General features: G+C 64.9%; 12 protein-coding genes. 3 read left to right on the top strand and 9 right to left on the bottom strand.

The window, feature by feature from the left end:
- Window positions 1-91: 91 nt before the first annotated feature.
- From gcvH to nudE, 8 genes are all read right to left on the bottom strand, one after another.
- On the bottom strand, window positions 92-487 hold the full coding sequence (gcvH, locus tag ASF90_RS10365) for a glycine cleavage system protein GcvH (RefSeq protein WP_055849316.1): 396 nt from the start codon (window positions 485-487) through the stop codon (window positions 92-94).
- 138 nt (window positions 488-625) lie between these two features.
- Window positions 626-1735, bottom strand: coding sequence for a glycine cleavage system aminomethyltransferase GcvT (gcvT, locus tag ASF90_RS10360; protein WP_055849313.1), 1110 nt, complete (start codon window positions 1733-1735; stop codon window positions 626-628).
- 160 nt (window positions 1736-1895) lie between these two features.
- On the bottom strand, window positions 1896-2330 hold the full coding sequence (locus ASF90_RS10355) for an NfeD family protein (protein ID WP_055849309.1): 435 nt from the start codon (window positions 2328-2330) through the stop codon (window positions 1896-1898).
- Between the two features lie 3 nt (window positions 2331-2333).
- The gene (locus tag ASF90_RS10350) at window positions 2334-3299 is read right to left on the bottom strand and encodes an SPFH domain-containing protein (protein ID WP_055850368.1); all 966 of its coding nucleotides are present in this window, start codon (window positions 3297-3299) and stop codon (window positions 2334-2336) included.
- A 156-nt stretch (window positions 3300-3455) separates the two neighbouring features.
- Window positions 3456-3791, bottom strand: a complete 336-nt coding sequence (locus ASF90_RS10345; protein ID WP_055849305.1) for a YnfA family protein — start codon at window positions 3789-3791, stop codon at window positions 3456-3458.
- The gene (mazG, locus tag ASF90_RS10340) at window positions 3788-4642 is read right to left on the bottom strand and encodes a nucleoside triphosphate pyrophosphohydrolase (protein WP_055849302.1); all 855 of its coding nucleotides are present in this window, start codon (window positions 4640-4642) and stop codon (window positions 3788-3790) included. The genes ASF90_RS10345 and mazG overlap by 4 nt, the downstream gene beginning before the upstream one ends.
- A 179-nt stretch (window positions 4643-4821) precedes the next feature.
- Window positions 4822-5622, bottom strand: coding sequence for a 3'(2'),5'-bisphosphate nucleotidase CysQ (gene cysQ, locus ASF90_RS10335; protein ID WP_055849299.1), 801 nt, complete (start codon window positions 5620-5622; stop codon window positions 4822-4824).
- The gene (nudE, locus tag ASF90_RS10330; RefSeq protein ID WP_055849296.1) at window positions 5619-6167 is read right to left on the bottom strand and encodes an ADP compounds hydrolase NudE; all 549 of its coding nucleotides are present in this window, start codon (window positions 6165-6167) and stop codon (window positions 5619-5621) included. Before nudE ends, cysQ begins: the two co-directional genes overlap by 4 nt.
- A 41-nt stretch (window positions 6168-6208) precedes the next feature.
- Between nudE and bioA the strand changes: the two genes are divergently transcribed.
- Both bioA and ASF90_RS10320 read left to right on the top strand, forming a co-directional pair.
- The gene (gene bioA, locus ASF90_RS10325; protein WP_055849292.1) at window positions 6209-7627 is read left to right on the top strand and encodes an adenosylmethionine--8-amino-7-oxononanoate transaminase; all 1419 of its coding nucleotides are present in this window, start codon (window positions 6209-6211) and stop codon (window positions 7625-7627) included.
- Window positions 7618-8352: a 16S rRNA (uracil(1498)-N(3))-methyltransferase gene (locus ASF90_RS10320; protein ID WP_055849289.1), complete on the top strand. Its 735-nt coding sequence runs from the start codon at window positions 7618-7620 to the stop codon at window positions 8350-8352. The genes bioA and ASF90_RS10320 overlap by 10 nt, the downstream gene beginning before the upstream one ends.
- 482 nt (window positions 8353-8834) lie before the next feature.
- Here the strand turns inward: ASF90_RS10320 and ASF90_RS10315 are convergent, their stop codons facing one another.
- A complete protein-coding gene (locus ASF90_RS10315; RefSeq protein ID WP_193552629.1) occupies window positions 8835-9833 on the bottom strand; it encodes a glucokinase family protein in 999 nt (332 codons plus the stop codon).
- Window positions 9834-10552: 719 nt separating this feature from the next.
- On the opposite strand from ASF90_RS10315, the gene ASF90_RS10310 reads away from it, so the two are divergent.
- Window positions 10553-13234, top strand: a complete 2682-nt coding sequence (locus ASF90_RS10310; RefSeq protein ID WP_055849283.1) for a TonB-dependent receptor — start codon at window positions 10553-10555, stop codon at window positions 13232-13234.
- The last annotated feature ends 173 nt before the right edge of the window (window positions 13235-13407 follow it).

Below are 13407 nucleotides of genomic sequence, written 5' to 3'. Positions count from 1 at the left end.
TCGATCTCGAACGCACACCGCACGGCGGCGGCGCGCCAAAAAAAATGGCCGCTCTGGGAGCGGCCATCGGTGCGCAGCAGGGAAGACGGACTCAGTGGTCGTCGTCTTCGAGCAGCTCGGCGTAGTCGTCGGGCGACAGTAGATCGTTGAGCTGCTCCTTGTCGTCGAGTTCGACAACGAAGATCCAGCCCTCGCCATAGGCATCTTCATTGATGGTTTCCGGCTTGTCGCTCAGCGCGCCGTTGACCTCGACCACGGTGCCGCTGACCGGGCTGTAGACATCGGATGCGGCCTTGACCGACTCGACCACCGCCGCGCCGTTGCCGACCTGCACGGTGTCGCCGACGCTCGGCAGCTCGACGTAGACCAGGTCGCCCAGCAAGCCCTGCGCGTGGTCGGAAATACCGACGGTCACGCGGCCGCTGCTTTCGACACGGGCCCACTCGTGGGATTTGAGGAACTTGAGGTCGCCAGGAATCTCGCTCATGGGTGTGCTCCGGGGAAACTGGGGTTGGGGACAGGTGGTTAGTTTAGACCGCGCGACAAGACAGGTGCACGCATGTCGGTATGGCTGGGTTGCATGCGGTGACAGGAGACCGGCCGACGGCGACCGGCGTCATGCGACTCAGTCACCAAGAACGCCGGGCTGCGCCTGACCGTCGCGCACGAACGGAAATTTCACCGCGCGCAACGGCACCTGCTTGCCGCGAATGTCCACGCGCAGGTCGTCGATGCTGCCGGCCGGCACGCGTGCGAATGCGATCGCCTTGCCGAGCGTCGGCGAGAAGGTGCCGGACAGGATCTCGCCTTCGCCGCTGGCGGTGAACACGCTCTGGCCGTGGCGCAGCACGCCCTTCTCATCCATCACCACGCCGATCAGTTGACGCGGTGCGCCCTGTGCCTTTTGCGCTTCGAGCACGGTGCGACCGATGAAGTCGCGGCCTTCGTCCAGGGTGATCGTCCACGCCAACGCAGCCTCATAAGGAGTGACCGCGTCGTCCATGTCCTGCCCATAGAGATTCATGCCCGCTTCCAGACGCAAGGTATCGCGCGCACCCAGACCGGCCGGCTTGACGCCCTGCGCGAGTAGCGCATTCCAGAACGCAACCGCCGCGTCCTGCGGCAACACGATTTCGAAACCGTCTTCGCCGGTGTAGCCGGTGCGCGCAACAAACAGGTCGATGCCATCGCGCGAGCGCGTCTGCAGTGCGGCGAAACGGCCGAGCTTGCTCGCTGCCGTGGCGTCGGCCGGATCGACCAGTTCGATGACCTTGGCGCGTGCGTTGGGGCCCTGCACGGCGATCATCGCGAAGTCAGCGCGCTCTTCCACGCGTACATCGAAGCGTGCGGCCTGTTCGCCGATCCACTGCAGATCCTTTTCGCGGGTGGCGGCGTTGACCACCAGACGGAAAAAATCTTCGGTCATGAAATAGACGATGAGGTCGTCGATCACCCCGCCCTGCGGATTGAGCATGCAGGTGTACAGCGCCTTGCCGGACACCTTGAGCTTGTCCACCGAGTTGGCGAGCAGGTAGCGCAGGAACTCGCGCACGCGTGCGCCGCGCAGATCGACCACGGTCATGTGACTGACGTCGAACATGCCGGCGTCGCGACGCACCTGATGGTGTTCGTCCAGCTGCGAGCCATAGTGGATCGGCATATCCCAACCGCCGAAGTCGACCATCTTGGCGCCGAGCGCGCGATGGGTGTCGTTGAGGATGGTCTTCTGGGTCATGGGCGCCGGTCCAAGGGAAAGATCCCCATTATCGCTGCCTGGCCGTGCTTGCGGGTAACCGCGTCACTGCGCAGACGCAGCACCGGCCCAACCGTGCAATTGGGCACAAGCACGCCGCACTGCAGCAATGTGCGGCCGGGCTGCTCGCCTTGCTCGGCGATCAGCTGGTGGCTTGCACCTGCAAGGTCATGCCATCGACGCCGACGATGCGCACCGGCGCGCCGGCGGGCAGATCCGGACCACTGACCACCCAGAACGCATCGTCGACCTTGGCGCGACCGCGGCCATCGTGGATGGCTTGATCGAGCAGCACACGACGGCCGATCAATTGCTCGGCACGTCTGTTGAGCAAGGGACGATCGCTCTGCCGCCCCTTGCCGCGGAACCAGGTGCGATAGACCTGCACCGACACAAAGCTGAGCACGACGAACGCCACAATCTGCACCAGCAGCGACATGCCCGGCAGCGCCAGCACGAGCACGCAGACGGCGGCGGCGGCAATCCCCATCCACAGCAGAAACGCGCCGGGCACCAGCGTCTCTGCGGCGATCAATAGCAGCGCCAACACCGCCCAGATCACAACGTCCCAGCGCATGGCTCAGCCTCCCGCGCGCGGCGGCATCGGCGGCATGCGTACGGCTGGCGCGTCGGGCTTGCCCATCGCTTCCTTGGCCAGTTCGGCGATGCCGGCAAGCGAGCCGATGATGCCGCTGGATTCCATCGGCATCAGCACGAACTTCTGGTTGGGCGCGGTGGCCAGTGCCTTGAACGCCTCCACATACTTTTGTGCGACGAAATAATTGATTGCCTGCACGCTGCCGTTGGCGATCGCATCGGACACCACCTGGGTGGCGCGGGCTTCGGCCTCGGCTAGACGCTCGCGGGCCTCGGCGTCGCGGAAGGCGGCTTCCTTGCGGCCTTCGGCTTCGAGCACGGCCGCCTGCTTCTCGCCCTCGGCGCGCAGGATCTCCGATTGACGCGAGCCTTCGGCTTCCAGAATCTGCGCGCGCTTTTCGCGCTCGGCCTTCATCTGCCGCGCCATCGAGTCGATCAGATCGCGTGGCGGCTGGATATCGCGAATTTCGATTCGCGTGACCTTGATGCCCCATGGGTTGGTGGCCTGGTCCACCACGCTCAGCAACTGCGCATTGATGGTTTCGCGCTGGCTCAGCGATTCGTCCAGATCCATCGAACCGATCACGGTACGGATATTGGTTTGCACCAGCGCGATGCTGGCGATCTCCAGATTGGAGACTTCATAGGCGGCCTTGGCGGCATCCAGCACCTGGAAGAACACCACACCGTCCACGCGTACCACCGCGTTGTCCTTGGTGATGACGTCCTGGCTGGGCACGTCCAGCACCTGTTCCATCATGTTGATCTTGCGGCCCACGCCGTAGACCACCGGCACCAGAAAGTGCAGACCCGGACTCAGGGTGTGGGTGTAGCGGCCAAAGCGCTCCACCGTCCACTGAAATCCCTGCGGCACCATGCGCACGGTCTTGAACAACACGATGACGCCAGCGACCAGAACGGCCATGGCCAAAAACGAAGTCGGAAACATGTGCATCCCCTTGCATATGACGAGTCGATCCTTGCAGCAGTATGCACCCGCGCTGCCCGTCGCCGGCTTGGGGATGCAGTGCAGGAATGCGCTCGCGACCATTGCCGCGTCGGGCAGCAAGCGCCTCGGCGCACGCGGATCACACGACCGCCAGGCTCAGACGTTGCGCGGCGCGAACATGATGACGGCCATGCCGAGCAGACAGCAGGCAGCGCCGAGCAGGTCCCATCGCGTCGGAGTGATGCGGTCCACCCACCACAACCACAGCAAGGCACTGGCGATATAGACCCCGCCATAAGCGGCATACACGCGTCCGCTGGCAGTCGGATGCAGACTCAACAGCCACACGAAGATCGCAAGGCTCAGCGCGCTGGGCAGCAGCAGCCACGCGCTGCCGCCTTTGCGTAGCCATAGATAAGGAAGGTAGCAGCCGACCAGTTCGGCCACGGCGGTGGCGACAAACAGCAACAGTGTGGTCAGCGCGGCGCTCATGCGCCGGGCACGGCGCCGGCATCCGGCACCGCGGCGGCGGATTCGTCACGCTTGACCTGTTGCCACAGCGCTTCCTGCGCGCCCAGCGACAACCCATCCAGGGTGGTGCCCTGCGCGTGCGCCTGCGCTTCCATCGCACGGAAGCGCCGTTCGAATTTCAGATTGGCATGCCGAAGCGCGGCGCCCACATCGACCTTGGCGTGTCGCGCGAGATTGGCGCAGACAAACAGCACATCGCCCAGTTCGTCTTCGAGGCGCGCCTGATTGTCGGCCACCGGGCCGCGGGCAAATTCCACCCGCAGCTCCTCGATTTCTTCCTGCAGTTTTTCCAGCACCGGCGTCGGACCAGGCCAATCGAAGCCCACCCGCGCCGCGCGCGACTGCAACTTGGTGGAACGCTGCCACTCGGGCAGCCCGCGCGCGATGCCGGCCAGTGCAGAGTCGTCCTGGTGTCCTGCGGCGCGGCGTTCTTCGCGTTTGATCTGGTCCCAGTTGGCGCTCACCGCCTGCGCATCGTCTGCCGCTTGCGCCGCGAACACATGCGGGTGCCGGCGCACCAGCTTGTCGCTGAGTGTGGCGACCACGTCGGCAAAGTCGAACGCGCCCTGTTCGGACGCCATCTGCGCATGGAAGACCACCTGCAGCAGCAGATCGCCCAACTCGTCGCGCAGCCCGGGCAGGTCGTTGCGATCGATCGCGTCGGCGACCTCGTAGGCTTCTTCGATGGTGTACGGCGCGATGGTGGCAAAGCTCTGCTGCACATCCCAGGGGCAACCGTGCTCACGGTCGCGCAGGCGCGCCATCAACTGCAGCAGGCGGTGGATATCGCCGGTGGGCGGAGTCTGGAGCATGGTGTGTTCCTGGAGCGATGTTGGAAGGCGCATTCGCGGCGAGAGCGCTGACGCAGTGCGGCATTGCGCGTGGCAGCAACTCCGACGCGCGATGCCGCCGCAGTGTACCGGTCAGCCAATCAGGACCTTGCACATCCGCGTTGCCTGGCGTGCGACATTCGCACGGCAGGCGGGCATGCTCAGGCCAGCCAATCGCGCCAAGGCAGATTGGGATCGCCCAGCGCGATGAAGTCGCCATTGAGCAAGGTGTCGCGGCGGTTGTAGCGGAACGGCTTGCCGGAACCGCCGGCCAGCAGCACACCGCCGGCGGCGTGCAACACGCATTGGCCGGCTGCGGTGTCCCATTCGGAGGTGGGGCCGAAGCGCGGATAGACATCCAGGTCGCCTTCGGCGATGCGGCAGAACTTCAACGACGAGCCTTGCGCCAACACGTCGATCTCCCCCATGCGCTCCAGCGCGGCCGCCGTGCGCGCGTCGCGATGCGAGCGGCTGGCAGCGACCCGTAAGGGTGTGGCGGCCGGTGTGCGGGTGTGCAGCATCTCGTCGCGGTCGCCGTCGCGGCGGAACGCGTTCTCGCCGCGTGCGGCGTACCAGACCCGGCCATCGACCGGCGCCTGCACCACGCCCAACACCGGCGCGCCCATGTGGATGAGGGCGATGTTGACGCTGAACTCGCCGTTGCGTTTGACGAACTCGCGGGTGCCGTCCAGCGGATCGACCAGCCAGTAGCTGGTCCAGTACTGCCGCTCTTCCCAGGCCACGTGCGCGGATTCTTCCGACAGCACCGGCACGTCGGGCGTGACCCGACGCAGGCCATCGACGATGACGCGATTGGCGGCAAGGTCGGCCTGGGTCAACGGACTGGCATCGTCCTTGATCTCGACCGCGAAGTCCTGCGCGTACACCTGCATGATGGCCTCACCCGCTTCGCGAGCAATAGCGATCACGGTTTCGCGCAGTTCCATCGGGATACGGATCATGGGTTGCGCTCCAGCCACTCGCGCGCAATGAACAAGGCGGCCAGCGAGCGGCCTTCGGAGAAATCGTCGCGCAGCATCAATTCGTCCAGACGAGCAATTGGCCAGGGCACCACTTCCATCTCTTCCGGCTCATCGCCGACCAGGCGCTCGGGATACAGGTCGCGCGCCAGCACCAACCAGGATTGGTGACTCATATAAGTAGGAGCGAGCGTCATCGCGCGCAGCACCTGAACCTGGCGCGCGCCGTAGCCGGCTTCTTCCTTGAGCTCGCGGTCGGCCGCCTGCTCCGGGGTCTCGCCGGCATCGATGCGCCCCTTGACCAGACCCAGCTCGTAGCGGTGCACGCCGGCGGCGTACTCGCGCACCAGCAGCACGGTGGTCGCGTCGAGCATCGGCACCACGACCACGGCACCGTGGCCCTGGCTGAGTTGCCGTTCGTAGAGGCGGCGCTGCCCGTTGGAAAACTCCAGATCCAGTTGCTGGCGACGGAACGGCCCGTCGCCAAGATCGGTGATCTTGTGGATGGTCGGCAGACGCGGGCTCATGCGTGGCACGCAGCCGCGGAGCGGACCGATAGAATAGGCAGATGCATCGACATGTTCATGAGCCCGAAATCCTAGCAGACCCTGCAGCCTCCGAAGCTGCCGAACATTGGCGGCAACGCGATCTTGCGGTGCTGTGGCACCCGTGCACACAGATGCGCGAGCATCCGCACACGCTTCCGCTGGTCCCCATCGCCGGTGGCCAGGGTGCGTGGCTGATCGGTCATGATGGCCGTCGCTATCTGGACGCGGTCAGCAGCTGGTGGACCAACCTGTTCGGCCATGCCGAGCCGCGCATCGGCGCGGCCATCGCGCGGCAGGCCGGCACCCTGGAGCAGGTGATGCTGGCCGGCTTCACCCACGCGCCGGCAGTGCAGCTGGCCGAGCGCCTGCTGGCGATTGCGCCGCGCCAGCCCGACCGCGCACCGCTGTCCAAGGTGTTCTATGCCGACAACGGCTCGGCCGGCGTCGAAGTGGCCTTGAAGATGGCCTTCCATTATTTCCACAACCGTGGCGAGCATCGCCGCACGCGTTTCATCGCGTTGGAAAACGGGTATCACGGCGAAACCATCGGCGCACTGTCGGTCGGCGACATCCCGTTGTATCGGCGCGTGTATGCACCGCTGTTGTTGCAATCGCTGTTTGCGCCATCGCCCGACGCTTACCTGGCAGAGCCGGGCCAGAGCGCGGAAGACTACGCACTGCAGGCGGCCGATGCACTGCAGGCACTGTTCGAACAGTCGCCCGGCGAAATCTGCGCGTTGATACTGGAGCCACGGGTGCAATGCGCCGGCGGCATGCGCATGTATCACCCGGCGTATCTGCGCCGCGCACGCGAATTGTGCGATGCGCATGGCGCGTTCCTGATCGCCGACGAGATCGCCACCGGCTTCGGACGCACCGGCACCCTGTTCGCCTGCGAACAGGCCGGCGTGATGCCCGATCTACTGTGCCTGTCCAAGGGATTGACTGGCGGCTTCCTGCCGCTGTCGGCGGTGCTGGCCACGCAGCAGTTGTACGACGCGTTTCTGGACGATTCGCGCGAGCGCGCGTTTCTGCATTCGCACAGCTATACCGGCAACCCACTGGCGTGCGCGGCGGCATTGGCGACGTTGCAGATCTTCGCGGACGACGACGTGATTGCGCGTAACCAGCACACCGCCGCGCGCATGAGCGCCCTCGCTGCGCAGATCGGCGAGCACAGCGCGGTGGCGGACGTGCGCCAGGCCGGCATGATCGTGGCCTTCGAGTTGACCCAGGGCGGCGACAAACGCACTCCCTTCCCTGCTGCGGCACGGGTTGGATTGAAGGCGTATCGCGCGGCGCTGGAGCGCGGCGTGGTGCTGCGCCCGCTGGGCGACGTGCTGTACTGGATGCCGCCGTATTGTGTGGATGAGGCGCAACTGGCCTTGCTTGCCGCAACCACCCGTCACGCCATCGACGAGGCCGTCGCATGCGCCTGACCCGGTCCCACGTTGCGCTGCCGCTGCAGTGCGACCAGGAAGTGACCCTGCCCGAAGAGTCCGCCAATCATCTGCTGCGCGTGTTGCGCCTGCGCGAGGGCGATGCCTGCATCCTGTTCAATGGCGATGGCAGCGACTACCACGCGCGAATCACCGTGGCTGGCAAGCGCGAAGCGCGTGCGCTGGTCGAGCGTGCGGAAGCGCTGTCCAACGAATCGCCTTTACGCATCACGCTGCTTCAGGGCATCGCGCGCGGCGAAAAAATGGACCTGATCCTGCAGAAAGCCACCGAGTTGGGCGTCACCGCCATCGTGCCGGTCAACGCCGAGCGCACCGAGGTCAAGCTCGATGCAGCGCGCATGGAAAAACGCATCGCGCATTGGCGCAGTGTGGTGGTGTCGGCCTGCGAACAATCCGGCCGCGCACGCGTGCCGACCGTCGCCGCGCCACTGGGCTTGCAAGAGGCCGCGCAGGCCAGCGACCCGCAGGCGCGACGGCTGACCCTGGACCCGCAGGGCGAGCATCGCCTGTCCACCCTGAGTGCGGATGCCGACCAGGGGCTCATCGTGGCGATCGGGCCGGAAGGCGGCTGGTCGCCACGCGACCGCGCCACGCTCGCCGCTGCCGGTTTCACCGGCCTGCAGTTAGGCCCACGCATCCTGCGCACCGAGACCGCCGGCCTGGCCGCCATCGCCGCGTTGCAGGCGCGGTTCGGGGACCTGTAGGTTCAAGGACTTGTTAGGACATCGCGGCTGCTGATGCGGAGTGCGGGTAGTGTCGCGCCTCGTGTGACCGAACGATTGGCGATCCCCCACGGTGGCGGCAACCCACGTAGGAGCGCACCTGGGCGCGAGAAGCCTTACCGGTAACGCCCTATCGCGCCCAGGTGCGCTCCTACGGAATGCGGCGATGCGATTGCCGAGAGGCCCGATACAGCACGAGTGGAATTACTGCAAAGACGCACGACGCCCGGCCAATGCGTAGGAGCGCACCCGGGCCGAGAAGCCTTACCGGTAACGCCCTATCGCGCCCAGGTGCGCTCCTACGGCGTGCGGCGATGCGATTGCCGATAGGTCCGACACAGCACGAGTGGAATTACTGCAAAGCGCACGACGCCCGACCACGGCGTAGGAGCGCACCCGGGCGCGAGAAGCCTTACCGGTAACGCCCTATCGCGCCCAGGTGCGCTCCTATGGTGTGTCGTGCGTCAGCGGCCGTGCTGCAAAAACCAGCTGGCCGCGCCGATGACGCCTAGCTGGCCGTGTTCGACGATGCTGACCGGCACCTGCTCCAGGGCAGGCCGCAGCGTGCCCTTGTCGAGCAGGCGGGCGGTGAAGTCGCTGGAGGCAATGAACTCGGCGATCTGCGGCAGGAATCCTCCGGCCAGATAGACGCCGCTGCGGATGCCGTAGAGCAGCATCATGTCGCCGACCACGCTGCCCATGAACCCGCAGAACGCCTGCAACGCATCGCGCGCGAGAACGTCGTTGCCGGCCAATGCGGCGGCGGTGACATCGGCCGGGCCTTGATGCAGGGCAGGCTCGCTACGCAGCGCGGCCAACGCGGTGTAAAGGTTCAACAGGCCCGGACCGGACAACAAGGTTTCGGTGCCCACATGCGTGCGCGTGCGACGCAGTTCCTGCAGCAAGGCCACTTCCAGATCGCTGGCGGCGGCAAGCGCGGCGTGGCCGGCTTCGGTCGGCAGCACCATCGGGTGGGCGCCGTTGGGAATCCACACCGCCGCACCCAGCCCGGTTCCGGGACCGAGCACCAGCGCCGGGCCGGGCGCGCCCTGAGCGGGGCCGGACAGCTGCATGACCTGATTGCCGGTCATGTAATTGGCCGCGTAAGCGACCGCTTCGAAATCGTTGACCAGATGCAGCGCCTGCATGCCGAGCTGGCGGCGAATCTGTTCCGGCGCCAGCACCCACGGCAGGTTCGCGGTGATCACGCTACCGTCTTCCAGCGCATAACCGGCACTGGCGATCACACCGCGCCGCACTGGCGCGCATCCCATCTCGGCAAAGAACGCGGACATGATCTCGGCCAGGCCCGGATAATCGGCGCAGCGGTACTTGCGATACTCCAGCACGGTGACCGGCTTGCGCGTATCGGTGCTTGCGCAGACCAGCGCCAGGCGCACATGCGTCCCTCCCACGTCTGCGGCAACGAAGGTGTCGGGGCGCGGAAAGGCCACCGCTTCCATTGGGCTGCTTGCGCTCACGCATTCTCCTGATAAGTGGCAGCGGGCTGGCGTCATGTCCCGTTGTCCGACGAACGGCAGCGGGTAGACAACGTTGTCAGTAATCGCCCTGTAACGCAACCGTGGCGGCGACGATCAGGGCATTCTCCCGCACCGCCCATCATCCACGAAAAATCCGCATGCATCACGGGGATTTCCGCATAAAAACCGCGCATGTGCCAGTGGAACACCGTCCAGCCATAGAAGCCGCCAATTGAGGGTTGGCGACGGAATCCCGCATGTGCGCACGCTCTCAGCGACTTCGACGATCACGTCGCAAAAAATGCTGCATTGCAGCGCAATCGCAAGCGCTTCAGAGATCTGTGACGATGTGTTGACAACGCTGTCAACGCTACGCGAGACTCGATCCAAATCGGGGTTCTGGCAGGAGGGGCCAGCAACTGTTCGGTACTGAAGAACGGCGCTTCCCTCGCCTGCCACGCCAGATTCGTGAGTGGCGCGTCATCCGACGTTCGACTCGCCGATGTCGCATTCGCTCCACCGCTTCACCACACGGGGGACACCTCCTCTACCACGCGCATCGACGCCACCTGCTGCCATTGCGGAGCACGGAGTGCGATCACCGCGATCGGTCAGGGCGTGTTGTTTTGCCGGCCACGCCGAGCGCGTTGTGCCCACTACGGGCCATGCGCACTCACAGCACTAACCAATGAGGTTTAGCCATGCACAGCCGCACCACGACGTTAGCACTCTGTATCACCGCCGCTCTGTACTGCTCCGGCTCTGCAATGGCTGCCGGACAAGAACAACAAGCCCCGGCTGGCGCCACGCCGTCGGCCACCACCGAGCTGGACACCATCACCGTCACCGGTTACCGCGCATCGCTGGAGAAGAGCCAGGCGGTCAAGCGCTCGGCCAACTCCATCGTCGATGCGATCAGCGCCGAAGACATCGGCAAGTTTCCGGACATCAATGCGGCCGAATCGCTGTCGCACCTGCCGGGCATCAGCGTCGACCGCCAGTTCGGCGAAGGCGAAAAGGTCAGCATCAACGGCACCGACCCGGCGTTGAACCGCGTGCTGCTCAACGGCCAGACCATCGCCTCGGGCGACTGGGGCGGCAATCCCACCGACACCAGCGGCCGTACCTTCAACTACACCCTGCTGTCGCCGGAAATCATCGGCCTGATGGAGGTCTACAAGACCCCTGAAGCGCGCATCGACGAAGGCTCGATCGGCGGCACCGTGATCGTGCACACCCGCAAGCCGCTGGACCTGCCCAAGAACACCATTCGCGGCTCGGTCGGCTACAACTACAACGACCGTTCCGAAGAAGGCAATCCGCGCGGTTCGGCGCTGTGGAGCTGGAAGAACGACGACGAAACCTTCGGCGCGTTGATCTCCGCCACGCACGACAAGCAGGACCTGGCACGTGCCGGTATCGAGTACTTCGGCTATACCACCGGCGCCGGCATTCCGCCGACGGCCACCATCACCGGCGACGGCAGCGATGTGGCCACCGCCCGCGTGCCGGCCGGCATCAGCAGCGCGTTCTTCCAGCAGACCCGCGAGCGCAGCGGCCTGCAGGGTGCGTTGCAGTGGAAGCCCAACGAGCAGAACGAGTTCAACCTGACCGGTCTGTACATCAAGGGCAAGTACAACAACTTCAGCCAGGCGCGTTATGTGTGCCCGGCCTGTAACGACGACCGCCAGAAGATCACCCAGGCCAATGTGCAGAACGGCGTGGTGACCTCGGCCACGGTCAGCGATGGCGCAGCCGGTCAGCCGTACGCGCAGCTGGATGCCAACTACCGCGAGAGCACCGTCACCACCAAGAGCCTGAACCTGCGTCACGACTGGTCCGGCGAGAAGTGGGTATTCACCACCCAGGCCGGCTACACCGAGGCCACAGGTGGCAAGAACCCCGAATACCTGATGAAGTACCTGATGCAGGACGGTGGCTACAATTACGCGTTCGACGGCAGCAATACGTCGGTCAACTACGACAACGGCGGCGCCTCCAACTGGGCACTGCCGGGCAACCCCGCCGGCCTGGCGCCGGGCCAGGAAGGCAATATCCCGGGCACCACCACCGGCATCATGCAGGCCGGCGGTATCGCTTACCAGAAGAGCAAGGACGACGAAAAGTACTTCCAGTGGGATGCCGCGCGCGACCTGGAATGGGGCCCGTTCACCAAGCTGCAGTTCGGCTACAAGTACATCAACCACAACAACGGCGTCGACGCGCGCGGTAACCGCATCAACACCACCGACCCGGTGTCGCTGACGCAGTTCAACCCAGGCACCACACCCAGCAGCCTGTACGACGGCCTGGGTGCCAGCGGCGACTTGACCACCTGGCCAACCGCCAACCTGGGCGCCGTGCGCAGCTACTTGCTGTCGCAGCCGCAGGGCCCATACCGCACCGATTTTGGCGCGTCGTTCGACGTCAAGGAAATCACTCAGAACGTCTACACGCAGTTGAACTACGAGACCGGCAAGTGGCGCGGTAACGTCGGCGTGCGCCTGGTCGACACCACCGACAAGTCGCAGTTCTGGCAGAGCAATGACGGCGGCACCAGCTTCCAGCGCGTGGCCGAAACCAATGACTACCGCAAGGCGTTGCCGAGCTTCAACATCGCCTACGACATCACCGACGACACGGTGCTGCGCTTCTCGGCGGCCAAGGTCATCGCCCGTCCGCGTTACGCCGATCTGGCAGGTACGTTCACTGTCAACAGCGGTAACGGCAACCTGACCGCCAACGGCGGCAACCCGGATCTGAAGCCGTACGAGTCCACCAACTACGATCTGGCGGCCGAGTGGTATTTCGCTCCGTCCAGCATGTTGTCCGGTGAAGTGTTCTATCGCGACATCAGCTCCTACATCGTCAACACCACGGTCACCCAGCAGCTGAATCCGGCACCGCCGGCCATCGCTGGCCTGTACCAGGTGACCACACCGGTCAACGTGTCCGATGCCAAGGTCAAGGGTGTGTCGGTCAATTACCAGCAGAGCTTCGGGCTGGGCTTCGGTTTGCAGGCCAACTACACCTTTGCCGAGTCCGACTCCAGCTCCGGTCTGAATCTGCCGTACCTGTCGCGCGATACCTACAACGTGATCCCCTACTGGGAACACGGCGACTGGATGGTGCGTGTGAACTACAGCTACCGCTCGAAGTACTTCACCCAGATCGGTCGTCTGGAGTCGCGTGACTTTGCAGATGCTTACAAGCAGCTGGATCTGAACGCCTCGTACCAGATCACCGACTACATGGGCATCACCGTCGGCGCGACCAATCTGCTGGATTCCACCTACCGGGTCTTCAGCAACACCCGCGATACCCCCACGGCGTTCTACAAGAACGGCCGCGGCTATCAGGCCCAGCTCAACTTCAAGTTCTGATGTAGCACCGGCGCGCCACCGACCCTCCACGGTGGCGCGCTTTTTTTTGACCTGTGCGTTGCATGCAGCGCACAGGTCGATGTTGTACCAAGGAGTGGTACTGGCCACGCCCCTTCGCGGTTGAGGGAGCATGGCCAGGCCCGCTTTTGCCATCCACGTGCCGGCTGCATGCG

The organism is Xanthomonas sp. Leaf148 (genome assembly GCF_001423585.1).
GTDB lineage: Bacteria > Pseudomonadota > Gammaproteobacteria > Xanthomonadales > Xanthomonadaceae > Xanthomonas.
This window is presented reverse-complemented; position numbering and strand designations above follow the sequence as displayed.